The sequence below is a fragment of the Sorangium sp. So ce185 genome, from assembly GCF_051526825.1.
GTDB lineage: Bacteria > Myxococcota_A > Polyangia > Polyangiales > Polyangiaceae > Sorangium > Sorangium cellulosum_D.
The window spans coordinates 3,633,255-3,656,197 of record NZ_CP150316.1; the positions used below are offsets into that span (position 1 = coordinate 3,633,255).

The 22,943-nt window shown below is 73.9% G+C and carries 17 protein-coding genes; 7 read left to right on the forward strand and 10 right to left on the reverse strand.

Annotated features, from left to right (window positions below):
- Window positions 1–2: 2 nt before the first annotated feature.
- From WMF26_RS13550 to WMF26_RS13560, 3 genes are all read left to right on the forward strand, one after another.
- The gene (locus tag WMF26_RS13550; protein ID WP_438000676.1) at window positions 3–296 is read left to right on the forward strand and encodes a hypothetical protein; all 294 of its coding nucleotides are present in this window, start codon (window positions 3–5) and stop codon (window positions 294–296) included.
- A 123-nt stretch (window positions 297–419) separates the two neighbouring features.
- Window positions 420–1,196, forward strand: coding sequence for a PP2C family protein-serine/threonine phosphatase (locus tag WMF26_RS13555; protein WP_438000677.1), 777 nt, complete (start codon window positions 420–422; stop codon window positions 1,194–1,196).
- Window positions 1,197–1,281: 85 nt separating this feature from the next.
- Entirely contained in the window at window positions 1,282–1,473 is a 192-nt protein-coding gene (locus WMF26_RS13560) for a type VI immunity family protein (protein WP_438002406.1), read from the forward strand.
- A 329-nt stretch (window positions 1,474–1,802) separates the two neighbouring features.
- Here WMF26_RS13560 and WMF26_RS13565 read toward each other — a convergent pair whose 3' ends face one another.
- Window positions 1,803–2,240: a nucleotide triphosphate diphosphatase NUDT15 gene (locus WMF26_RS13565; RefSeq protein ID WP_438000678.1), complete on the reverse strand. Its 438-nt coding sequence runs from the start codon at window positions 2,238–2,240 to the stop codon at window positions 1,803–1,805.
- A 212-nt stretch (window positions 2,241–2,452) separates the two neighbouring features.
- On the opposite strand from WMF26_RS13565, the gene WMF26_RS13570 reads away from it, so the two are divergent.
- A complete protein-coding gene (locus WMF26_RS13570; protein WP_438000679.1) occupies window positions 2,453–3,139 on the forward strand; it encodes a hypothetical protein in 687 nt (228 codons plus the stop codon).
- Window positions 3,140–3,153: 14 nt separating this feature from the next.
- Here the strand turns inward: WMF26_RS13570 and WMF26_RS13575 are convergent, their stop codons facing one another.
- The 4 genes from WMF26_RS13575 to WMF26_RS13590 all read right to left on the reverse strand — a co-directional run bounded on the left by WMF26_RS13575 (window position 3,154) and on the right by WMF26_RS13590 (window position 6,949).
- Complete coding sequence (locus WMF26_RS13575; RefSeq protein WP_061622005.1) at window positions 3,154–4,002, reverse strand: PhzF family phenazine biosynthesis protein; 849 nt, start codon at window positions 4,000–4,002, stop codon at window positions 3,154–3,156.
- A gap of 111 nt (window positions 4,003–4,113) precedes the next feature.
- Window positions 4,114–5,004, reverse strand: coding sequence for a tRNA1(Val) (adenine(37)-N6)-methyltransferase (locus WMF26_RS13580; protein WP_438000680.1), 891 nt, complete (start codon window positions 5,002–5,004; stop codon window positions 4,114–4,116).
- 58 nt (window positions 5,005–5,062) lie between these two features.
- Window positions 5,063–5,755, reverse strand: coding sequence for a hypothetical protein (locus tag WMF26_RS13585; protein ID WP_438000681.1), 693 nt, complete (start codon window positions 5,753–5,755; stop codon window positions 5,063–5,065).
- Window positions 5,756–6,010: 255 nt separating this feature from the next.
- Window positions 6,011–6,949, reverse strand: coding sequence for an SIMPL domain-containing protein (locus WMF26_RS13590; RefSeq protein WP_438000682.1), 939 nt, complete (start codon window positions 6,947–6,949; stop codon window positions 6,011–6,013).
- A 156-nt stretch (window positions 6,950–7,105) separates the two neighbouring features.
- On the opposite strand from WMF26_RS13590, the gene WMF26_RS13595 reads away from it, so the two are divergent.
- Both WMF26_RS13595 and WMF26_RS13600 read left to right on the forward strand, forming a co-directional pair.
- Complete coding sequence (locus WMF26_RS13595; RefSeq protein ID WP_437946595.1) at window positions 7,106–9,319, forward strand: serine/threonine protein kinase; 2,214 nt, start codon at window positions 7,106–7,108, stop codon at window positions 9,317–9,319.
- Window positions 9,320–9,350: 31 nt separating this feature from the next.
- Entirely contained in the window at window positions 9,351–9,998 is a 648-nt protein-coding gene (locus WMF26_RS13600; RefSeq protein WP_438000683.1) for a hypothetical protein, read from the forward strand.
- Here WMF26_RS13600 and WMF26_RS13605 read toward each other — a convergent pair whose 3' ends face one another.
- The 4 genes from WMF26_RS13605 to WMF26_RS13620 form a co-directional block, all read right to left on the reverse strand.
- Window positions 9,999–11,561, reverse strand: coding sequence for a 4-hydroxyphenylacetate 3-hydroxylase N-terminal domain-containing protein (locus WMF26_RS13605; RefSeq protein ID WP_437337472.1), 1,563 nt, complete (start codon window positions 11,559–11,561; stop codon window positions 9,999–10,001).
- A gap of 359 nt (window positions 11,562–11,920) precedes the next feature.
- A complete protein-coding gene (locus WMF26_RS13610; RefSeq protein ID WP_438000684.1) occupies window positions 11,921–14,392 on the reverse strand; it encodes a SpoIIE family protein phosphatase in 2,472 nt (823 codons plus the stop codon).
- A 17-nt stretch (window positions 14,393–14,409) separates the two neighbouring features.
- Window positions 14,410–14,787, reverse strand: coding sequence for a hypothetical protein (locus tag WMF26_RS13615; protein ID WP_061622602.1), 378 nt, complete (start codon window positions 14,785–14,787; stop codon window positions 14,410–14,412).
- Window positions 14,768–15,292, reverse strand: coding sequence for a hypothetical protein (locus WMF26_RS13620; RefSeq protein ID WP_020734683.1), 525 nt, complete (start codon window positions 15,290–15,292; stop codon window positions 14,768–14,770). Before WMF26_RS13620 ends, WMF26_RS13615 begins: the two co-directional genes overlap by 20 nt.
- A 631-nt stretch (window positions 15,293–15,923) precedes the next feature.
- Between WMF26_RS13620 and WMF26_RS13625 the strand changes: the two genes are divergently transcribed.
- Window positions 15,924–18,812: a PQQ-dependent sugar dehydrogenase gene (locus WMF26_RS13625; protein WP_438000685.1), complete on the forward strand. Its 2,889-nt coding sequence runs from the start codon at window positions 15,924–15,926 to the stop codon at window positions 18,810–18,812.
- Between the two features lie 9 nt (window positions 18,813–18,821).
- Here WMF26_RS13625 and WMF26_RS13630 read toward each other — a convergent pair whose 3' ends face one another.
- Window positions 18,822–22,874, reverse strand: a complete 4,053-nt coding sequence (locus WMF26_RS13630) for a serine/threonine-protein kinase (protein ID WP_438000686.1) — start codon at window positions 22,872–22,874, stop codon at window positions 18,822–18,824.
- Window positions 22,875–22,943: the final 69 nt, after the last annotated feature.

Sequence of the window (22,943 nt, forward strand, 5' to 3'; positions counted from 1 at the left end):
CGATGAGGGCTTCCAAGACGATGACGCCGCACGAGGTCCTGCTGTCGATGTTGGCGGACGACGCCGACGTCCAGAGGGCGATCGTCCAGATGAGAGGCTGGGTGGCGAAGCTGGCTGCCGCCGAGATTGCCGCCGAGCAAGAGGCCGAGGCGGAGGCCCACGAGGCGTGGGTGAGGGCGGTGCCGGCGGCGTGTGAGGCCGACAAGCACAGGTCGCTCGTGGAGTCGCTTGGCACCGTGGTCTTGGTGCTGGCGATCCTGTGCGGCGTGGCGCTGGTGGCGCTGCGCCTGCGGTGACGTAGCGACGTAACGAGAGGGCCGCGCGCGGCGCGGCCTCACCAATCAGGGAAACGCGCGCCGCGCAGGACGGCGCGCCATGGCTCGGCTCGTCTTGTCGACGAGCATGCGAGGAGGACGATCGTGTATCCACAGCTCGCCATCGAGGCGGCGGCGCAGTCGGACGTGGGGCGGCGCCGGAGCCGCAACGAGGACAGCTTCGCGGCGCTGCCGTACCTGGGGCTGTTCATGGTGGCCGATGGTCTGGGAGGAAACGCGGCGGGCGAGGTGGCGTCGCGGATGGCGATCGAGGTGGTCAAGAGCTGCTTCGAGGAGGAGGACGACCTGGAGGACACGTGGCCGTACGGCGCGGCGAGGCCGCGCCATCAGGACGAGGTGCGGCTGGTGCTGAGCGTGCGGCGGGCGAACCGGGCGATCTACGAGGCGAGCCAGCAAAAGGACGAGATGCGCGGGATGGCGACGACGTTCGCGGGCGTGCTGCTGGGGCCGGGGATGGCGTACATCGCGCACGTGGGCGACTCGCGGGTCTACCGGATGCGCGAGGGGAAGCTGGAGCGGCTGACGCAGGACCACACGCTGCTGGAGGAGCTGCTCCGGGACGGCGACGGCGCGCTGGAGACGCTCGAGGCGCTGAGCGATCGGGCGAGCGCGGTGACGCGAGCGCTGGGGTGCGACGAGAGCGTGGCGATCGAGTCGCGGGTGGAGGCGACGGCGCCGGGGGATGTGTTCCTCGTGTGCTCGGATGGGCTGTGGGGGCCAGTGCCGGAAGAGCGGATCGCGGGCGTGCTCCGGGCGCACGGGGAGCTGAGCCTTGCGGCGAGCTTGCTGGTCGACCTCGCGAACGAGCACGGCGGGCCGGACAACGTGACATGCGTGCTGGCGCGGCTGGGAGGCGGGTGACGTGCGCGGCGGCGACATGCGCGGCGGCGAGGTGGGTGCGTTGAATAGCAGGTTCGTTGTTCGCCGTTTTTGACGCGGGATCCTGATCCAGGCGGACTCGCGTCCGCAGCTCGGCGACGCGGAACGCAACGTCTGGCCGGAGCTGTACGTCAAGCTGTCGAAGTACCTGAAGCCGATCCGCATCACGAAGCACCGGCCCTTTCAATACGCCGGTCCGGGGCTCCGGTTCGATCTGGAGCGCAGCCAGGCGTGGCTTCGCCGCTTCGATGAACGGTGAGTAGGAAGGAGAGATCGAGATGAGGACCACGGCCAAGCGGCCAACCCGCATGAGCACGACGCGAGAGGCTGGCGACGGACGCACCCCTCCCAGCCCGCGCGGAGCGCGGGCTATGGGAGGGGCCGGCGGCGCGCAGGCGCGAAGCGCCGAGCACCGACGGGGGGTGGGCATCGTTCTCTTCTGCTGCATTCTCTCGGTCCGGTCGTGCGGCGGCGAGGAAGCACGCCCGCACGGCCCCGGCGGGGAGGAGCCGTCGGATCCTTGCGAGGCGGATCCGCGGGATTCGCGCCTCTCCAAGATTGGGCCAGGCGCGGGCGCGACAGGCGGGATCAGGGGTTGTAGCGGCGGCCGCTGCGGTAGCTCGCGATGGCGAGCTCCACCGGGCGGAACAACGGCTCGGGCAGCGCGTCGAGCGAGTACCAGCCCCAGCCGGCGATCTTGTGGGGCTCGCGGTCCTCGGGCTCGCCCTCGAACTCCTCCGCAAGGAGCTGGATGTCCACGTAATGCTTCCCGTAGGCGAGGATGTTGCTCAGGCACAGGAACGAGAGCTTCTTGACCACGAGGCCGCTCTCCTCGCGCACCTCGCGGATGGCGCAGGACTCGAACGACTCGCCGAACTCGAGGTGGCCGCCGCACCACGAGTAGCTGCCGTCGCCGTGGCTGCCGCGCCGCCGCGCGAGCAGCACGCGCCCGTCGCGCACCAGCATGACGCCCACGCCCACCAGCGGCCGCTCCGCGGCGCTCCCTCCGACGATCGCCTCTCCCAAGGATACCTCCTCGCACGCGACGCAGGCGCGCGCGGAGCGCGCTCTAGCACGGCGCCACGGCGCAGCGGCGCCATGCGCCGTGCTAGAACGCGCGCCGCCCGGCAGACCGACCGCCGCGCCGCCCGCGGCGCGCGGAGCCACCTCGCGGGCGTACGGTACGACCGCCGGGACCGGTTGACTTTTCAGTGAACGCGCGTACCGTGCCAGCTCCGATGGATGTCGCCCTTCCCTGGGAGCTGAACCCCGCACTGCACGAGAGCCGGCTCGTCCTCCTGGCGCAGACGGCGGTCGATGTCCGCAACAAGGCGTTCAGCGAGGCGAACCGCGAAGAGGGCGATACGAGCTGGGGGATCGGCTGCAAGGCGCACGAGCGGTTCGGTCACGCCCTCTGCAAGCTGGCAGACAGCGGGAAGCACCCGTGGCTGACCGTCCACCGAGACGGCCTGTACCTGATGCCCCATATCGACGGGATCGCGGTGCGGGTGTACCGCGGTCCGGCCGACAAGCCCTCGCAGAGGCACCTCGAGGCGGCGCGCAGCGAGCACGGCCGGCGGGGCGAGGCGCGACAGATGGCCTTCTCGTTCATGGGGCAAGAGACCGAGCCGGACGGCCCTTGGTTCTGGATGATGGCCGTCGAGACGGACGTCGAGGGGAGGGCGCTCCGCGCGGTGTTCTTCCAGGCCAACGAGGCGGGCGGGACCCGAAACGCATGGGAAGCCCCGGTCGAGATGGCGCCCGCCGCGCCGGCACCAGCAGCGCCCGGAGACAAGCCGGCGCGACCGGCGAAGCAGCGGCCGGCCCAGGGCCAGCCGGCGAAAGAAGGGCTCCTCGGGCGCGACGGACGGCCGCTGTTCCGGGCGCAGACCGTGCCCCTGCCGCTCGTGTCGCAGCCGAGCTGACGCGCGCGAGAGGGTCAGCGCGGAGGAGGGCTGTCCGAGGGGGAGCCCTCGCCCCGGATGTTCGGCTCGGCGCGCAGCTCGCCCTCCAGGACGGTGACGGCCTGGCCGCCGAGGTCGACGCGATCGCCGCGCAGGCGCACGCGCACCACGCCGCCGCGCGCCGAGGCCTGATAGGCCAGCATCTCCGCCTTGCCGAGGCGCGCCGCCCAGAACGGCGTCAGGCAGCAATGCGCGGAGCCGGTGACCGGATCCTCGTTGACGCCCGCGGCGGGGGCGAAGAACCGCGAGACGAAATCGAACTCCCGGGACGAGCTCCGGCTCGTGATGATGACGCCCCGGGCGGGCACCGTCGCGAGCAGGCCAAAGTCGGGTTGCGCCGCGCGGACCTCGTCCTCCGAGCCGAGGAGGACGAGGTAGTCGGACGCGTTTCTGCCGATGTAGAGCGGCTCAACGCGGAGCGCCTCATCGAGGCCGGGGAGCGGCTCCGCCTTCTCCTCCCGCTTCGCCGGGAAATCCAGCTCGATCCACCCGCCGTCGCGGCGAGACGCGGTGAGCAGGCCGCTCTGCGTGAAGAAGCGGGCCTGCTCGTCGGGCGCGAGCAGGCCTGTCTCCCAGAGCACATGCGCGCTCGCGAGCGTGGCGTGGCCGCAGAGCGCGACCTCCACCGTCGGCGTGAACCAGCGGAGATCGAAGCCGCCGTCGCCGCGGGCGACCAGAAAGGCCGTCTCGGAGAGGTTCATCTCGCGCGCCACGGCCTGCATCCACGCCGCGGGGCGCGCCTCGGGCAGGACGCAGACCGCCGCCGGGTTGCCGCGGTACGCCTTGGCCGTGAACGCGTCCACCTGCGTGATCCGGAGGCTCATCGCCATCGACTACCGCGGTCGTGCGCCGCAGTCCACGCCGAAGCGGCCGATCCCGGACTCATATGCTGGAGAACTTCGAGATCCGTAGTGCGCGGACCCGCCGTCACGCCGTCATGTCCTCACCACCGGGATTCCCATCGTCCGGCGGAGCGCGTCGAACTCCTCCGTGAAGCGTCCGTTCTGGCCGCGCAGCAGGAGCGGCGGCTCGTCGCGGCACGGCGCCGCGGCCCCGGCGCGGCGCAGGGCGTAGACGGAGAAGAGGGCGGCCTTGCCCGGCTTCGGGACGACGTCGCGCCACGCCTCGAGCGCGAGCCCGGCCGCCGCCGCCGCCGCCTCGACGCGGCCCCGCTGCCGCGCCGCCGCGCAGGCCACGAACGGCGCGCCGGGCGCGAGCAGCCGCGCCGCCGCGAGGCAATAGTCCTCCACGCCGCCCCGGTGCTCGAAGCGGCACGGCCCGCACTGGACCCGATAGGACTCGATGCCTGTGCCGACCGGCAAGTAGGGCGGCGTCCCCGTCACGAGGTCCGCGGGCCCGAGGCCGTCGAGCGCCGCCGGATCGCGCAGGTCCCCCCACCGGACCTCGCAGCGGTCGTCGATGCCATTCCATGCGACCGACCGCCGCGCCATCGCCATGCTCACCTCCTGCGCCTCCACGCCCGCGCAGCGCGCGTCCGGGAAGCGCCACGCGGTGAACAGGAGCACCGTGCCGATGCCGCACCCGAGATCCACGGCGCGGCGCGGGGGCGCGTGCGCGACCTGCTCGGCCGCGAAGCAGGCGGTCAGGAAATCGTCGGCCGACCAGCGGTGGCCGTCGAGCCGCTGGAGGATGCGGAAATCGCCGGAGAGGTAGCAGAGATCCTCGCCGGGGCCGGGCCAGACGTCCGGCCGCTCCGGCGTTACCGGCCGCGGCCCAGGGGCGACCCAGCCGGGCGGCCGGCGCGCAGGCCGCACGACCCCGCCGGTCGGCGCGAGGGAGGGCTGGACGTCAGGGGGAGCGGTCATCGGCCCCATGTACCACGCCCGGCGGCGCCGGGGGCCGGCGCCGCCCTCCGGCGCGGCGTCAAGGGCCCGCGTCGACCTCCGGGCGGACGCAGTCCGTCGCGAGCGCGGGATCATCGCAGAAGCGGCACCGCGTGGTCTGGCAGTCCAGCGCAGGGCACGACGTCGGGCACTGCTCGTCCGGGCGGCAGTCGATGAGCTGCCAGGTGATCCAGCTCATGTCGTTCGGGTCGTCCGGGCAATCGCACTTGCGATCGTCGAAGGTGTGCGACGCCATCATGGTGATCGTATGACACTCCCCCTCCGTCATACTGTCGTTCGGGAGGCGGTCGAAGTTGCGGTCTAACGTGGCCGTGACCGGGCGCTGTCCGCCGGCGATGGTCCCCGCCTCGACCGATGCCCGGCCCACGACGCCCCGGTGCGGGTGCGTATCGATGAAGAGCCGCCCATAATCGAGGTACAGATTGACCTTCACGGGATCGCCGTTGTCCTCGGACAGCACCGTCGCGTGGAAGTTCGTGATCATGTTCACCGGGTCGATGTGCACGGGCGTGTGCGGGGGCGGGAAGACCGCCGTGAGCACCGGCGGTGTCCTCTCGGGGTGATCGTACTCCGGCGGCGAGATCACGAGGCAGCCTGTCGCCGACGCGGCGAGCGCCGCGGCCCCGAGCGAGCGCGCGAGCGCGGTGGCGAAGCGCGGGCGCGCCGCGAGGACGGCAGCGCGGAGCAGGGAAGGGCAGGTCGGAGCGGTCATGGTGGCGCTGGTGAGGGTGGAGCGGTGTAGGAGCCGAAGCGGGACGCTGGAACTCTATCCGCTGCGGCGACGCGCGGGTTGGCTATAGCTGTAATCCGACCGCGGCCGCGGCGGGCTGCCAGCCGCGCCGGGCTGCCGGCGGCGCCGGCCTGCCGGCGGGCGAAGCGCAGGCCGCTCAGCCGCGGAGGCCGAGGCTCCGCCCACGGGGCGGGCGCGCGCGACGGCCGTCGTGGCGCGGCGGCCCGGGGCGGGCGATCACTTGCGCGGGCCCGCGGGCGCGTTCTCCAGGGCGTAGATGACCTTCACCTGCGTGCCGAACTGCACCTCGCCGGGCGCGACGGGGGTGGCGGCGTCCGCGGCCATCGCGCCGGCGGCGAGGCGGGGGGCGTACATCGGGCCGCGCGGGCCGGAGTCGACGATCTCGCTGATCGCGACGACGCCCCCGAGCGAGACGCCCTGCAGCTTGGCGAGCGCTTCGGCGCGAGCGCGCGCGTCCGCGATCGCCTTCTCCCTCGCCTGCGCCTCGAGCGGCTCGGTCTTGTCGAGGCCGAACGAGACGCCCCACACGTTGTTCGCGCCCGCGGCCACGACGGCGTCGAGCACCGGCCCGACCTGATCGAGGTTGCGGATGACGACCGTCACCGTGTTGCTCACCTGATAGTAGTACGCCGGAGGCGCCGGCTGGGGCGGCGCCAGATCGGGCGGCGCCGGCGGCTTCGGGGCGGGAGGCGGCGCCGGCTTCGGCCCGCGCCCCGCGGGCGCCGCGGGCGCCGTGGCGGGCGCGGCGGGCGCGGCGGGCGCGGCCGCCGCAGGCGCCGCGAGGGGCTGCGGGGGGAGCATCCAGGGCGGCACGTCGGCCTGCCGCATGAGCTGGATGGAGTAGTTGCTGGTCTGGATGTCCTTGTCCGCGACGCCGAGCTTCCTGAGCGCCGCGAGGATCTCGTTCATGCGCGCGGCGGCCGACCTCGTCGCCTCGTTCACGCTGGGCGCCAGCACCTCGATGCCCAGCTGGGCGCGGGCGACGTCGGGCTTCGTGTGGACCTCGCCCCGGCCGACGACCGTGATGGTGTGGGACTCCGGATGAACGGCCTGAGGCGGCGTCGCCTGCGCCGCGCAAGCGGCGAGAAGGGGCGCGGTCGACAGCAGGAACCCGGCGAGGCACAGCCGGCGCGACAGAGAGCTCTGGTTCTTCATGGCCGTGCAACGCGCGAGCCCCGCGCCACCTTACAGGGGCGCCGGCAGGCCGCGCGGGCGACGCGCGGGCCACGCGCGGGCCACGTCAGAGCGGGCCGCATTGCCCCCCTTCGTCAAGTTGTTCCACGGCGCGCCGGGTGCGCTATGGTCGTTCACGTGCTCACAATACCCAGCGATGAAGAGGCCCTCGGAGGACTGCAGGGGGCCACGATCCCCAGCGACCTCTCGCCAAGCATCGGCTACCGGATCGTGTCGCGCGCCGGGGCCGGGACGATGTTCGTCTCGTACTACGCGGTCCGCACCGCGCCCGAGGGCGAGACCCCGGTCGTCGTCAAGATCCTGAGGCCGTCGCTGTTCAGGCAGATGGGGCCGTCGGCGGCCGTCATCGTGAAGAAGGAGGCGGTGTCCCTCGGCCGCCTCAACGAGCAGGTCCCCCCGACCCCCTTCGTGGTCCGCCTCATCGACACCGGCACCTTCGCGGTCCGCCGCGGCACGAAGACGCTCGACCTGCCCTGGATCACCATCGAGTACGTGCACGGCGGCGTGCAGGGCGTGACGCTCCGCCAGCGGGTGCAGGGGACCATCCAGGCCACGGGCCACGCGTTCGATCCGGCGCGCGCCACGCGCGCGATCGAGTGCATCTCGAGCGGGCTGTCGGCGGTGCACGACGTGGGCGTCGTCCACCGGCAGCTCACGCCGGAGAGCATCCTGTGCTGCGGCTCCGGCGACGAGGAGCTGTTCAAGATCAGCGACTTCGGCATGGCGCGGCCGCGCGGCATCCGCGAGACGATCATGGCCGGCGTCGTCAGCAACACCGGGGTCGCGCCGCCGGAGATGCTGTCCGCCGATCCGAGCACGATCGGCCCTTGGACCGACATCTTCAACCTCGCGTCCGTCATCTTCTTCCTGCTCACGGGCGAGCAGTACATCGTCGCGGAGTCGCAGGCGCAGGCGCTCATGGCGGCCATGGCGCGCACGCGCCGGAGCATCCTCGAGACGCGGTGGCTCCACCCCGCGCTGCGCGGCAACGACCAGGCGTGCAAGTCGATCGACTTCGCGCTGCGCTGGGCCTCCGCCGGCGAGGCGCAGGAGCGCCTCCAGGAGGCCGTGGCCGTGGCCGCGATGCTCTCGCCGTACCTCCGCCCCGCCTCGCCGGTCTCCGCGCTGGAGCAGCGGATCGTGGCGAGCGCGGGCGAGCAGCGCACGCGCGCCCACGACGAGATGGCGCCCATGACCATCCCGGCGACGCACGTGAAGGCGCCGGCGCAGCTCAAGGGGGAGCTCGGCCAGACGCTGCTCTCGCCGCGCCAGCCCAAGGCCGCCGCCGCGCCCGCCGCCGCGCCCGCCGCCGTGGATCGCGCCGTCGACCGCCCGAGCCCCGATCGCGCGATCGAGGCCGAGCTCATCAGCGCGCCGCCGCGCCTCAGCCGGGAGGCGCCGCCGCCTCGGCCGTCGTTCATCGTCGAGCGCTGGACGTGGAGCGTGCTCCACCACCCGAGCCTCGACTCGGTCATCCGGAGCGTGGCCTGGGACGGCTACGGCCGGTGCCTCGCGGCGGCGACGGGCGGGCTGCTCTTCTGGAACGGGACGAGCTGGAGCGAGGCGTCGTCCGGCGGGCTCCCGAGCCCGCAGGGCGTGCGCTTCGTGCACCGGATCGGGCCCGGCCGCTGGCTGCTCGGCGGCGACGGCTCGACGCTGGCGGTGTACACGACGGGCGGCGTCACGGGCGTCTTCCAGCTGCCCGGCGAGCCGCAGAGCCACGTCGCGCTGAGCGGCGACCTCGAGGACATGGGCATCCTCGTCTCGACGACGCCGAACGATCCGCGGCCGCTCCTGCACGCGTTCATCGCCAAGCGCTGGCTGCGGCCGATGCCGGCCGAGGGGGTCGCGCTCCTCGCCGCGGTCGCGCGCGTCGAGGACGAGCGGTGGCTGCTCGTCGGCCGGTCGACCGCGGGCGAGGGGCTCGTCGCGCTCTACGCGCCGCTCGACTGGCACATGGAGCGCCTCCCCGCGCCGCCGGCGCGGGCGTTCGTCGCCTGCGCCGGGCGGCCCGATCTCGGCGTGGGCATCGCGGTCGGCGCGGACGGGAGCGTCGTCTGGCGGTACGGGCAGAGCGTCTTCACGGAGCACATCGAGCCGCGCCGCGCCCTGTCGGCCGCGACGATCGACGCGGAGGGCCGCGCCTGGGCGGGCAGCGCGGGCCGCATCTGGGTGCGGCGCGGCGGCATCCCGCCGATGGCGGGGACGTGGGAGTGCGTCTGGGAGAACGACGCCTGGGTCGGCCCGGTGGTGTCGCTGTTCGTCGACTCGGAGGTGGTCGTCGCCATCACCGCGGACGGCGGTATCATCGAGGGGCGCGTCACGGGCTGACGGGCCCGTCCGCGCGCCGCGCTCCGCTCCGATGCCAGGCCACCCGCTGAACCCCGAGGCAGGCTCGACCCCGGTCCCCGACGACCCGCGCGAGGTCGCCGCGGCGCTGCGCGCGGGCGAGCTCTCCCTCGGCCATTCGCCGTACTACGGGTTTCGCTACGGCGAGCGGGGGCGGCGCTTCACCGGGAGCGACAGCGCGTTCCTCGTGACGCTCTCGACCCACACGCGCCCGGTCGTGGAGCGCCAGATCCGCTGGCTCGCGGGCCTGCTCTCCAACCGCGGCATGCCGAGCGTGCTCCTGGAGCAGCACCTCCGGGTCCTCCACCGCGCGCTCTGCCGCGCGATCCCCCGGCGCGCCGCGTCCTACGAGCGCCTCCTGGAGGCGGCCGAGCTGCTGCGCGAGGTCCGGCGCGCGCACCTGCCCGACGAGGTCTGCCGCGCGATCGCCCGGTCGTTCGCGCGTGACGCGGGGCTGCCGCCGACGCGGCTCGCCCTCGGGACCGGGTGGCTGCTCGCCGGGGCGGTCGCGGACGAGCGCTCCGGCATCCGGAGCGCGGTCGACAGCGTGGCGTCGTGGTTCACCGACCCCGAGCTGTTCCCGCCGGCGTTCGTCGCCGCGGTGCACCGCGCGCTCGCGGAGGCGCGGGCGGCCGCGCGGCCGGGCCCCGCGCTCCGGTGATCACCGCGCGCCGGCGCGGCCGCCGATGAGGCTGATGTCCTTCGCGTCGATCAGGTCCGGCGCGGTCCACCCCTTCTCGTCGTAGTCGGCCATGCACCGGGCCACGAGCTCCTTACAGCGCTCCGTGGCGCCGGCGGCGGCGGCGGTGTGCAGCAGCTCCACCAGGCAGTTCTCCTCGTTGCCGCCGTAGCTCCGCTCGTAGAGCTCGTGCCGCCCGCCGAACTCGGTGCCCACGGCGTCCCACGTCAGCTTCATCAGCTTGGCGCGCTCCAGCGCGGAGCTGCCGTCCGAGCCGCGGGCGATCCGGTCGAGGTGCCGGCGGAGCTCGGGGACCTCGAAGTCGATCGCGTGCGACGGCACGTACACGAGGGAGCTGGCCAGGACCTTCTCGAGGATCCCCTTGATCCGCGGGTAGATCGAGGGAGCGAGGGCCCGGTAGGTCATGGCGTACTCCGCGTTGGGCAGCACCGTGCCGTCCTTCCACGGCGTCGGGGCGTGCACCATGGCGTCGGCCAGGCCCGAGAAGACGTTGCGCCAGGCGATGACCTCGCCCACCTCCGCCTGGACGCCGCGAAAGTCCTTGTTGCCCATGACCTCGACGCCCCGGAGCAGCAGGCCGGCGATGAACTCGAGCTTCACCGAGAGGCGGACGCACCCATGAAAGAAGGCGCGCGGCGCGAAGCCCGAGCGCGGCAGGAACTGCTGCGCCCGCTCGATGTCGCGGTAGATGAGGACGTCCTCCCAGGGCACGAGGACGTCCTCGAGCACCAGGATCGCGTCGTTCTCGTCGAAGCGGCTGGAGAGCGGGTAATCGAACGGGCTCCCCATGACGCCGGCCGTCATCGCGTACGAGGGCCGGCAGAGCAGCTTCACCCCGCGGGCGCCCGTCGGCACGATGAACGCCAGGGCGAGCCCCTCGTCCTGGATGGGCAGCGTCGCGTACTGGCTGATGAACGTGTAGTTGGTGAGCGCAGAGCCCGTCGCCACCACCTTGGCGCCGCTCACGACGATCCCGCGGTCGGTCTCCTTCTCGACGTGGACGAAGACGTCGCGCGACTCGTGGGGGGGCAGCCCGCGGTTGATGGGCGGGTTCACGATGGCATGGTTGAAGAACAGGACCTGCTCCTGGGCCTCCCGGTACCAGCGCCGCGCGTTCGCCTCGTAGGGAGCATAGAACTCGGCGTTGGACTCGAGCGTGGCGAGGAAGCTTGACTTGTAGTCTGGACTACGGCCCAACCATCCATACGACATGCGCGCCCACGCAGCGATGGCGTCCCGGGCCCCCCGCAGATCGTCCACGCTCCTCGGCGATCGGAAGAACTTGTGCGTAAGCCCACCTGAGCCGGTGTCCGTCGGCGCCGTCAGGACCGGCTGTGTGTCCGGGTCGTGCAAGGCGTCATAGAGCCGGGCCAGGATGCGCGCGACGTTGCGAAACGCCGGGTGCGCGGTCACGTCGCGGACGCGCTCGCCGTAGACCCAGACCTCGCGCTCGTCGCGCAGGCTCGCCAGGAACTCCTCCCCGGTCATCGGCATCCGGGGCTTCGCGAAGGAAGCGCGGCTCATAAAGGTACCTCGTTCTATGGTTGGGCCGCCCCGTCGCCGTCACGCCGCGCGCGGTCCGCCGCGGCGCCGTCGCGCGGCGGTCCGGCGCCCGACGCCGGGGCGGGCTGCTCAAGGGAATACGGCGGATTTCACCACATCCGGCGGCGGCCGTCGACTCGAAGAGGACCGCAAGGGCGCAAGGGAGGCAAGGGACGCAAGGGGAAGAGAAGAATACAACGATACCTCTGTTAGTTTGCGCCTCTTGCGCCCTTGAGGTCTCTCCGCTCGCGGCGTGCCGCGCTCTTCCAGCTGGCCCCTCGGCGGATCCAGCAGGCGCCGCAACCTGTTGAATTTAGATGATTTTCTGCCCGTTCGGTGCCCTAGGCGGCGCCCGGCGGCGCGCGGTGCCGCGCCACGAGGAGCGTGATGTCGTCGTCCGGGCTCGAGCACCAGCTCTCGACGTCCCTCAGGAGGCGGTCGCGGATGACGTCGACGGGCGCGTCCTGGGAGGCCTCGACGGCGGCGCAGAGCCGCTCCAGCCCGAACTGCTCCTGCTGCGCGTTCCGCGCCTCCGTCACCCCGTCGGTGTAGAGCACGAGGAGGTCGCCGTCCTCGAGGAGGAGCTCGGCGTCCCGGGTCATCGCGTCGACCGACGGCAGGACGCCGATCCACACGCCGGAGCTCGCGACGCACTCGCAGCGCCGCGTGCCCGCGCGGCACACGACGAGGTCGTCGTGCGCGCCGGCGAACGTCACCCGCCCGCTGCGCTCGTAGCGGAGCAGGAGCAGGGTCGCGTGCTCGTCGCGCTTCAAGCGATCCCGGATGTTCTCGTGGATCGCCCGGTTGAGCGCGGAGATGAGCTCGCCCGGGCTGGCCGTCGGGTCCTTGCGCGCCATGCACGCGACCATGCTCTGGATCATCAGCATGATGAGGCCCGCCGCGAGCCCGTGCCCCGCGACGTCGCCGATGCCGAGCCACCCGCCCTCCGGCGTCGCGATCACGTCGTAGTAGTCGCCGCCGACCTCGGCGGCCGGCCTCATCGCCGCGCAGAGCTCGAGCCCCTCGACGTGCAGCCGCGGCGGGACGAGCGTGGTCTGGATGCGCTCCGCGACGACGCTCTCCTGACGGACCCGCTCCTGCTCCAGCCGCTCGCGGATCTCCACCTGCCGGACGATCTCGCGGTGCATCATGACCGCCTTCATCGCCGAGCCGATCTGGAGGCGCACGGCGTCGTAGACGACCTCGTTCGCGCCGCTGTTGACGAGCGCGATGCCGAAGTGCTCCGCCTCGCCGAACGTGATCGGCATCGCGATGACGCTCCATCGCTCGGCGGAGCTCAGGAACCCGGGCGGCGCGAGGCTCGAGGAGGCGAAGCTCGCGGGCGGCGGCTCCACCTCGCGGCTGTTCTCCATCAGGAAGAGCGACCGCAAGGTGGCGCGCCGCGGGTCGTCGTAGAGCGAGACGGCGACGTGCCTGAGGTCGAGCCTGGGCAGCTCCGCGGCGAGCGTGCGGCGGAGCGTGGGCATGCTCAGGCTTGTCGAGAAGCTCATGCCGGTCCAGCTCAGGTCGATCGAGGCTCGCTCCAGGCGCAGCCGCTTCTCGCCCTCGGCGCGCACGGAGGCGTTGCCGATCAGGACGCGCGCGGTGTGCCAGAGCCGCTCGAGGTCGTCCTCGGCGACGCCGGGCGCCCGGCGGACGCGCGCGCGGAGCAGCGTGATCGCGCCCTGGAGCTGATCGAGCGCGACGCACTCGCGCCCCGCCGCGTCGAGGAGGTCCTGGAGCGCCCGGAGGAAGCGGCCCTCCTGCCCGGCGAGCTCCTCCTCGAGCGCCGAGAGCAGCTCGCGGGGCCAGTCCCTGAGCGACGCGGCCGAGGCGGTCACCGCCCGCTCGAGCGCGCGCGTGAGGTCCTCCCGCTGCTCGGCGATGGAGCGCGGCGCGCGGCGCGACGGCGCCTCGGCGAACGCGCGCGGGAGGGCGGCGTAGTAGCCGCAGCCGCACGACTCGCGCCGCGTGAGCTCGACCGGGAGGAGGCTGCACTCCGGCACCCGCTCGCCGGCGAGCTGGCGCAGGACCGTCGCGACCGCGAGCGCCCCGAGCTCCTTGATCGGCTGGCGGACGGTCGTCAGGGACGGCCGCGCGACGCGCGACACGGCGACGTCGTCGAACCCGCACACGAGCACGTCGCCGGGGACGCCGATGCCGTGCGCCTTCAGCGTGTCCATCGCGCCGAGGGCCATGTTGTCGTTGCCGGCGACGACCGCGTCGAAGCGGACCCCGCGCGCGAGGAGCTCGCGCATCGCGCAGCGACCGCCGTCGATCAAGAAATCGCCGTGCACGAGGAGGCGCTCGTCGTAGGGGAGCGCGCGCGCCTCGAGGGCCCTCCGGTAGGCCCGGGCGCGCAGCTTCGCCTCCGTGTTGCCGGGCGGCCCGCTGATGTACGCGACGCGCTGGCGCGCGTGGTCGTCGACGACGTGCGCGACCGCCACCTCCCCCCCGAGCGCGTTGTCGACGACGACGCTCGGGATGCCCTCCAGCGCGACCCCCACGCTGCAGACGGGCAGGGGCGCGTACGATCGGCAGAACTCGTGCATGCCGTCGGCGCCGAGGGCGTTCGTGAGCGCCGACGACATGATCACCGCCCCGTCGACGGTCGCCGCGCCGACGAGCGAGTAGATGCTGCCCCGGGCGTCCAGGAGGGAGTAGCCCCGGCGGGCGCGCGTCTCCCCGAAGACGATGACGAGGTTGACGTCGTGCGCCTCTGCGGCGCGCTCGACGCCGAAGCGCGCCTCCGACTGGTACTCGCCGCAGAGATAGTCGGTCAGGAGGGCGATCGTGGGCCGCTTCGTCGCCATGCGCCGTCGCTCCCGGCTCACGCCTCGTCGATGGACACGAGGCTCGGGGACATGCGCTGGAGGGCCGCCAGGCTGCGCCGCTGCCAGCCGAGCCTCGCGTCCGTGAGGAACTTGATCTCGCACCCGAGCCCCTGCGCGGAGATGCCGCAGATGAAGGCGATGAACGCCTTCAGGCAGCTCGAGTTCAGGAAGTACAAGGCGCGTATGTCGAACTCGACGGTGGTCAGCGAGAGGCGCTTCACCTCGAGCTGGACCTCGTTGCAATAGCTGGCGAGCGGCCCGGCCGCCGCCATGTCGCCCGTCCCCGTGAGCTTGACGCTGAGCCGATCGCCGGCGAGCGTCGGCTCGATGCCGAAGCTCTCGGTGACGACGGGCTCAACCCTTAAGCTGCTCATTGGGCCTCCACCGCTCGAGCGGCGCGTGCGCGATGATCGTGAGCTCGTTGCCCTCGATCTTGTAGTCGACGTCGAGGCCCCCCTCGGCGCGGACGCGCGCGAGGCCCAGGCCGGAGACGCCCTCGACCATCGCTGTCTCCGTGATGAGCTCGTCGTAGTGCTTCAGCGGATCGATGGCGGTCTTCAGATCGAGCAGGCGCTTCTCGACCTCCCGCAGGCGCTCCGGGGACGCCTCGTTGCGCGCGCGGATCTTCATGATGTGCGAGCGCTCGTCCTCCTCCAGCGCGAGCTCGAGGCTGACGCGGGGGCCGGTGGAATACTTGGTGATGTTCTCGGCGAGCTCGTGCGCGGCCATGTAGAACCGCGAGCTCACGTTCGCGTCGTCCAGCACCGCGCCGCAGAAGCTGGACACCAGCCGCAGCACCGCCGTCGCCAGGCGCTCGCTCGGAAAGAAGGTGATGCAGAGGAATAGCGAAGCGCTCTGCGTCGGTTCGGGGGATGACACAATCTGTGACTCTACGCGGCCCTCGCGCGGAATCCAACCGCGTCTGAACGGTGTGATGTGCATCGCAGGCCGGCGAGCACCGCGCCCCACGTGGTGCGACGCGGTGCGCTGCGCTGCGCTGGCCCAGCCGAGCCGAGCCGAGCCGAGCTGGCCGAGCCGAGTGGCACGCTCGTTGATTCGATCTCGGCGCCCACCGATGGTGAGGTGTGTCCGTGGATCCGGTCCGGCCACCGAGCGCCTCGCGCACAACCGCCGTCACCTGCGGGAGAGATCCCGTCGGGCAACCCCACAAGGAGGTTCTCGCCGTATGAAACGACCCCTCGCGCCCGGGCTGCCCGGGCCATCCGACTGCCGATCTCGCCGCGGGGCGGCGAGATCGCGCGTTCACTCCCTCATGATGCGCGGCGTCCTCGCCGGAGCCGCCGTCGCGACCGTCAACTGTAGCACCGGGCCCGGCGCCGAGGGAGACATCGCGCATGGCACCGGCGGTGTCGACGACGTGGGGGAGGGCGATCTCGGCGATTCGCCTGCCCTCGGTCTCGGTCTCGGGCTCGGGCTCGGGGTAGCGCGCGCGGCGCTCTCGAGCGAAGCCAAGGTGTGCGTCTCGATTCAGCGTGGAGAGCGAGGCACGGTGAGAGATGCGACACTGTGGCAAAACGCTCCGGCGTGGAGCGACTCGGCCTCTCCGAACCTCTCGACGGGAGCCGCCGGGAGCGCCGGCCGCCGCCGGTCCGTCGTGCAGTTCGACCTCTCTCCCGTGCCCACGGGCGCGACGGTCGTCTCCGCCTCGATGATCGTTCATCAGACGTACAAGGTCGATGGCAGCGCGATCGGCGTACATCGCGTCATGATCCCGTGGGAGGAGCGCACCGTCGCGTGGCGGACCTTCGGCGACGGCGGCTTCGAGCGGGAGAGCGCGGCGACCATCGCGGCGGAGGCGGGCGTCGGCCCGCGCGCGGCGGACGTGTCGTCGCTCGTCCAGGCGTGGGTGCTCGGGACCGCGCCGAACCACGGCGTGCTCCTCGACGAGGCGCCGGCGCGCTCCACCAGCCTGAGGAGCAGCGAGATCGACCGCGCGGAGGAGCGCCCCCGGCTCGACGTCTGTTACGTGACCTGCTCGGACGGCGTGATGAACGGCCTCGAGGCGGGCATCGACTGCGGCGGGCCGCACTGCGCGCCCTGCACGGGCGCGACGACGGGCGCCGCGAGCACCGCCGCGTCGAGCGTCGCGACGTCGAGCTCGACCGGCGGGGCGAGCTCGGCGGGCGACGCCTGCGCGGACCCGGCCGCGCTCCCGCCGGATCCGGTGCCGCCCGATCGGCTCTCCGAGACCGGGCTCTACGCCGACATCGCGACCCGGTCGCGCGCGGCGAACACGCGCGAGTTCCGCCCTGCCTACGAGCTCTGGTCGGACGGGGCGGCCAAGCGGCGCTTCGTGTACCTGCCGCGCTGCGCGACGATCGACACGAGCGACATGGATCACTGGTCGCTGCCGGTGGGGACGCGGTTCTGGAAGGAGTTCCGCGCCGAGGGCGTGGCCGTGGAGACGCGGCTCATCCACCGGTTCGGGCCGGGGATCGACGACTGGGTGTTCGCCGCCTATGCGTGGGATCCGTCGGGGAGCGACGCGTTCCTTGTCGAGGACGGCGTCGAGGACGCGCGCGGGACCAAGCACGATATCCCGCGGACCGCGGATTGCTGGGAGTGCCACGGCAAGCTCCCGGAGCGCATCCTCGGCTTCAGCGCGCTGCAATTGAGCCATGCGGGACCGGGCGAGACGATCCGGTCGCTGAGCAACGCCGGGTGGCTCACCGTGCCGATGCCGGGCGGGTTCCGCCCGCCGGGCGACGCCACGGCGGCCGCGGCGCTCGGCTATCTCCACGCGAACTGCGGCAACTGCCACAACGACACCGGCGTCGCGACGCTGCGGACTCGCCTGCTCGCGGCGGACACCACGGTGGAGAGCACCGACACGTACACGACGGGCGTGGGCGTGAGGCCCAGCTTCTGGGAGACCGGCGTGGTCCACCGGATCACGGCGGGAGACCCCGAGTCGAGCGCGGTGGTGCGCCGGATGGCGCACCGCGGCTCCAGGGCGCAGATGCCGCCGATCGGGTCGGAGGTCGCCGACGCGGCGGGGCTCGCGGCGGTCCGCGCGTGGATCGAGGACGTGCGGCCGGCGGCCGGGGCGGCGAGCGGCGGAAGCAGCGCGAGCACGAGCAGCGCGAGCGCCAGCAGCGCGAGCGCCAGCAGCGCGAGCGCCAGCAGCGCGAGCGCCAGCAGCGCGAGCGCCAGCGGCGCGACCTCCGGCGCGGGCGGCGGGAGCGCCGGCAGCGGCGCGAGCAGCGGCAGCGGCAGCGGCGCCGGCGGGAGCGGCGGCGCCGGCCCCGCGTGCGCCGGGGTGCCGCGGCTGAAGCTCACGCAGGTCGCGTCGGGCCTGGAAGCGCCGCTCTTCCTCACGAGCCCGCCGGGCGACACCTCGAGGATGTTCGTCCTCGAAAAGGACGGGGTCGTCCGCCTCATCAAGAACGGTGTCCTCCTGGCCACGCCGTTCCTCGACATCCGGGGCGGGACCTCGTGCCCGCCGTCGCGCCCGGCGAGCGCGCGCCCGCTCGTGTGCACGCCGAGCCCGACCGCGGAAGGCGGGCTGCTCGGGATGGCGTTCCACCCGAGCTACGCGAGCAACGGACGGTTCTGGCTCTTCTACACCGCGGCGCCCAGGGGCAACGTCACGATCGCCGAGTTCCGCCGCTCCGCCACGAACCCGGATGTCGCCGACACCTCGGCCGGGAGCGTGCCTGTCCGGACGCTCCTCGACGCGAAGCACGGCGGCTGGAACCACGCGGGCGGCACGCTCGCGTTCGGGCCCGACGGCCATCTCTACGCGTCGGTCGGCGATTCCGCCGTGACGCCGTACTCGACCTCTCCGGCCAAGGACCTCTCGTCGCCCCTCGGCAAGATCCTGCGGATCGACGTGAATACCGGGCTCGGGCCGTCCGGCAACCTCTCCGGCGCAGGCGTGAACCCGCTCGTGTGGGACTACGGCCTGCGCAATCCGTGGCGCTTCAGCTTCGATCGGCGCACGGGGGACCTCTACATCGCCGACGTGGGGCAGAACGCCTGGGAGGAGCTCAACATCGAGCCGGCCCGCACCGGCCGGCGCAACTACGGTTGGCCGACGATGGAGGGCGACCACTGCGTCGCTTCCGGGTGCTCCCGCGTCGGCGTGGCGCCCGCCGTGGAGCACAGCCACTCGAGCGGGGAGGGCGGCTCGATCACGGGCGGCTACGTCTACCGCGGCTCGGCGATCCCGTGCCTGCAGGGGAGGTACGTTTACGGCGACTACGGGACACACCGCTTCTGGACGTTGCGGTGGGACGGCAGCGCCGTGCGGGATCACGTGGAGATCACGGCGGACCTCGCGTCGAGCCTGCCGGCGGCCTCGTTCGGCGAGGACGCCGCCGGCGAGCTGTACGTGGTGATGCTCACCGGGGAGGTGTTCCGCGTCGACCCGAGGTGAGCCCGCGGCCTACCCCGCGAGCTGCCCGTACCCCGCCCGGAGCTTCGCGAAGCGCGGGCGCCAGGCCCTGCTCTCGGCGAGCAGCGGCGCGATGCGCGCGAGCAGCAGCGCCACGTCGTCGGGGCGGCCGGCGTCGAGCAGGGCCCGCGCGCGCCAGTAGAGCAGCTCGACCCGCTGGTCGGCGCTCAGACCGCTCCCGAGCTCGCCCGAGGGCTCGCCCTCCTCGCGGAACGCCGCCCGCGTGCGCGCGCTCTCCATGCTGTTCCTCGGGTCCTTCACGGCGAGCTGCATCACGCCGAGGAGCGCCTGCGCATAGGGCGGCAGGTCCGCGACCGCGCCCTGCGCCCGGAGCCACCGGAGCTGCCGGCTCGCGTCCGCGTGCTCGTCGCGCATCGCGTGGATCCGCGCGAGCAGGAGCGCGCTGCTGTAGACCGGCCGGTCCTTGAACTGCTCGTCCAGCGAGCGCACCTGCCGCACGAGGGGCAGCGCCTCGTCCTCGCGCCCCCAGAGGTAGAGCTGCTCCGCGAGCTTGATCGTCGCCTCGCGCTCCGCCCAGGCGTTGGCCTCCTCACGGGCGAGCTGGACCGCGCGCCTGAGGTCGGCGATCCCGCGATCCGGCGCGTCGAGCGCCGGCCAGAGCTCCGCGCGCCGGACGAGCGCCGCGCCGAGGTGGACCCGGTCGCCCCGCGCCTCGCAGGCGCGCACGGCCTCGCCGAAGCGCTGCTCCGCCTCGTCGAGGTGGCCGCACCGCACGAGCACGCACGCGAGGAGCGTCAGCCCGATCACGTGCGTGTCGTGGTCGGCCTCGCGCACCCGCTCCACGCCGAGCGTCAGCCGCTCCAGGGCGTCCTCCAGGTTGCCCTTGCGGTACGACGAGCGGCCGGCCGCGACCTCGAAGCGCGCGGCGAGCCCGGCGTCGGCGTGATCCTCGCGGACGTCGAGCAGCGGGATCACCTCCTCGACCCGCGCGGCCGACTCCTCCCAGGCGCCGGCCCAGTCGAGCGCCGTCGCCTCCTCGAGCAGCGCCTCCGCGATCATCCGCGGGTCCTTCATGGTGCGGGCGAGCGCGCCCGCCGAGCGCAGATCGTCGAGCGCCTCGCCGGTGCGCAGGACGCGGTAGCGCACGCGCGCGCGGCCGAGGAGCGCGAGGTACCGCTGGCGCTGATCGTCGCCGTCGGCCCAGAGGAGCGCGGACGAGTAGTGGCCCTCCGCCACGGCGTTGTTGTGCCGGTCGCGGTGCATGTCGCCGAGGAGCAGGTAGGCGTGCGCCGCGCGGGCGCGCGCGCCGGCGGCCGCGGCGTGCCGCGCGATCGGCTCGAGCAGGTCCGGCGCCATCGGCTGGGCCTCGGCCAGGCGCTCCCAGACGGCGAACGCGTGCCGGTGCATCCCCGCGCGCTGCTCCTCGGTGAGCAGCGCGTAGATCGCCTCCTGCAACAGCGCGCTCCGGAAGGCGTAGCGGGCGCCCCCCCACGGGGTGCCCTCGCGCGCGGCGTCCTGCGCGCCGCGGGGGACGAGGATCCCCCGCGCGGCGAGCGCGCGCAGGCCGCTCGGGACGTCGATGCCGTCGCCGCGAGCGGCCGCCGCGCCCTCGCCCTCGAGCGCCCGCTGCACGCCCGCGGCCACGTCCTCCGAGAGCTCGAAGCCGAGCACGGCGCAGAGCCTCGCGCACGCGCCGAGCTCCGGCGGGAGCGCCTCGAGCTGCCGCGTCGCGAACCACTGCCACGCCACCGACGGCGGGAGCTTGTCGAGCTCGGCGGTCGCGAGCTGGTAGCTGCTCGACCGCGCCCGCAGCCGCACGAGGCCCGCGCGCTTGATCGCCCGGGTGAGCTCCACGAGGCAGCGGGGGTTGTAGCCGGCCCACGCGCAGAGGCGGCGGAGGGCGGCGCTGGGCGGGTGCTCCGCGGGCCGGAGGAGCTCGGCGCAGAGGAGGAGCCCGGCGGCGTCGTCGAGCGGCGAGAGCGCGACCCGGTCGCGCGCGTGATCGCGGGCGCTCAGCGCGTGGCGCCGCGCCGCGAGCTCCGGCGCGCCGGCGAGGAGCACCCAGAGCGGGAGATCCGCCTCGCGCCGCGTCGCGAGGTCGAGCGCGTCGAGCGCGGCGCCGTCGGCGAGGTGCGCGTCGTCGACGATCACGACGACGGGGCGCTCCGCCGCCCGGCGGCGCAGCCCCTCGGCGATCGCGCGGATCACGCTGCCGCGGCGCGCCGGCGGCGGTTCTTCCGCGAGGCGCGCGCCGTCGGGCCAGCCGAGGAAGGCGGCCACGGCGGGCCACACGTCGCCGCCGAGCGCCTCGCCGAGCCGCTCGACGCAGAGCGCGCGCGGATCGCGGGGCGCCGCGAGCGCGCCGCCCTCCGCGCCGAGCACCCCGGCGAGCAGGGCGGCCGCGGCCTGGCCGGGCCGGCCCCCGGCGGCGCGCCCGGGGTGCTCCGGCTCGGCGCGCAGCGCGATCACCAGCGCGCCGGGGTGCGCGCGCCGGCTGCTCGCGGCGATCTCCTCGGCGAGCCGCGACTTGCCGAGGCCGCGCTCGCCGACGAGGGCGCAGAGGCCGGGCCCGAGGCCCGCGAGCGCGCGCTCGCGGCTCTCCTCGAGGGCGCTCAGGGTGTCGCTGCGCCCGACGAGCGGCAGCGGCGTCGCGGCGCGCGCGGCGTCGCGATCGCCCGCGGACAGCGGCGCCTCCTGCGCGAAGAAGTAGCGGCCGTCCTCGCTCGCCGCGGCGACGTCGAAGCCGGGGTGGGCGGTGACGAGCTCGGCGCTGAGCGCGATCCCGCGCCACGGATCCGCGGGGAGCCACGCCTCGGGCCGCTCCACGGCGAGCCCGGTGGCGGCCAGGCCCCCGTCGGCCTCGCGCCGGAGCTTCAGCGGCGCGACGTGGATCGCGAGCGGCGCGCCGACCGACGCGACGATCTCCCGCCCCGCGAGCAGCGCGCGCTCGGCCGCGGCCTCCTTCGGCCCCGGGAAGATCGCGACGAAGCGGTAGCCGCGCTGCCGCGCGAGGTGCCCCTCGTGCCGGGCCACGGCGGCGCGGACCTCGGCCTCGGCGCCGCGGGCCTCCAGGGCGAGCACCACGGTGTCGTGCCGGTCCGCGGAGCTCGCGGCGTCGTCCCGCGCCGCCTCCGCGGCGCCGGGGGCGCCCGCCGACGCGAGCGCGGCCCGCAGGCCGGCGGCGTCGCGGGGGCGGAGCGCCCGCTCCTTGGCGAGGCAGGCGAGGACGAGCGCCTCGACGGCCGGGGGGACGGGGGCGGCGGCCGGGGTGAGCTCGCTCGGCCGCGGGGGCCGCCGGCCGAGGTGCCCCTGCGCGACGTCCTCGCGATCGCCGGCGAACGGCGGGCGCAGCGTGAGCAGCTCGAAGAGGAGCGCGCCGAACGCGTAGAGGTCCGCGCGCCCGTCGAGCGGCTCGGCCCGGAGCCGCTCGGGCGACGCGTACTCGGGCGCCCCGAGCATGGCGCCCAGCGTGGTGAGCGCGCTGTCCGCCGGGTGGCAGACGACGCCGCGATCGCGCTGCGCGAGGCCGAAGTCGAGGAGCCGCACGCCGCCGCCGGGCTCGAGGAAGACGTTCTCGGGCGCGAGGTCCAGGTGGACGAGGCCGCGCTCGTGCACGACCTGGAGGCAGCTCAGCACGGCGAGCGCGACGTCGAGCGCGGCGCGCAGGTCGAGCGCGGCGGGCAGGCCCTCGAGGCGGGCGGCCAGCGTCTGGCCCTCGATCCGCTCCATGGCGATGTACGCGCGGCCGTCCTCGAGCACGCCGTTCTGGAGCAGGCGCGGCGAGACCGGGGGGCCGAGCTGCTCGAGCGCCCACGCCTCGCTGCGGAAGCGCTCGCGCGCGAGGAGCGAGTGGGCCCTGCTGACCTTGAGCACGGCGGGCGCGCCGTCCTCCAGCCGGGTCGCGTCCCAGACGATCGAGAACGCGCCCGCCGCGAGCGGCGGGCCGATGAGGAAGCCCGCGAGCGACGGCGGCGTCTCGGCGCCGAGCTCGACGGGCGCGGCGCGGAGCGGCGCCAGGGCGCCGTCCGCTGGGCAGGGGGCGAAGGCTGCGAGTCGGCGATGGCAGGATGGGCAGCGCGGCAAGAAGACCTCGAATGACCTCGGATGGGGCGGCGCGAACCGTGGCCGATATTACCGGGTCTCTGCTCATCA

What these genes read in the sequence shown, in the direction of transcription:
- WMF26_RS13580 (WP_438000680.1), bottom strand. Translation starts at nt 5,004, where the DNA reads ATGACCGCTCCCCCTGACGTCCAGCCCTCCCTCGCGCCGACCGGCGGG.
- WMF26_RS13590 (WP_438000682.1), bottom strand. Translation starts at nt 6,949, where the DNA reads ATGAAGAACCAGAGCTCTCTGTCGCGCCGGCTGTGCCTCGCCGGGTTC.
- WMF26_RS13610 (WP_438000684.1), bottom strand. Translation starts at nt 14,392, where the DNA reads ATGGCGACGAAGCGGCCCACGATCGCCCTCCTGACCGACTATCTCTGC.
- WMF26_RS13605 (WP_437337472.1), bottom strand. Translation starts at nt 11,561, where the DNA reads ATGAGCCGCGCTTCCTTCGCGAAGCCCCGGATGCCGATGACCGGGGAG.
- WMF26_RS13575 (WP_061622005.1), bottom strand. Translation starts at nt 4,002, where the DNA reads ATGAGCCTCCGGATCACGCAGGTGGACGCGTTCACGGCCAAGGCGTAC.
- WMF26_RS13570 (WP_438000679.1), top strand. Translation starts at nt 2,453, where the DNA reads ATGGATGTCGCCCTTCCCTGGGAGCTGAACCCCGCACTGCACGAGAGC.
- WMF26_RS13550 (WP_438000676.1), top strand. Translation starts at nt 3, where the DNA reads ATGAGGGCTTCCAAGACGATGACGCCGCACGAGGTCCTGCTGTCGATG.
- WMF26_RS13600 (WP_438000683.1), top strand. Translation starts at nt 9,351, where the DNA reads ATGCCAGGCCACCCGCTGAACCCCGAGGCAGGCTCGACCCCGGTCCCC.
- WMF26_RS13585 (WP_438000681.1), bottom strand. Translation starts at nt 5,755, where the DNA reads ATGACCGCTCCGACCTGCCCTTCCCTGCTCCGCGCTGCCGTCCTCGCG.
- WMF26_RS13615 (WP_061622602.1), bottom strand. Translation starts at nt 14,787, where the DNA reads ATGAGCAGCTTAAGGGTTGAGCCCGTCGTCACCGAGAGCTTCGGCATC.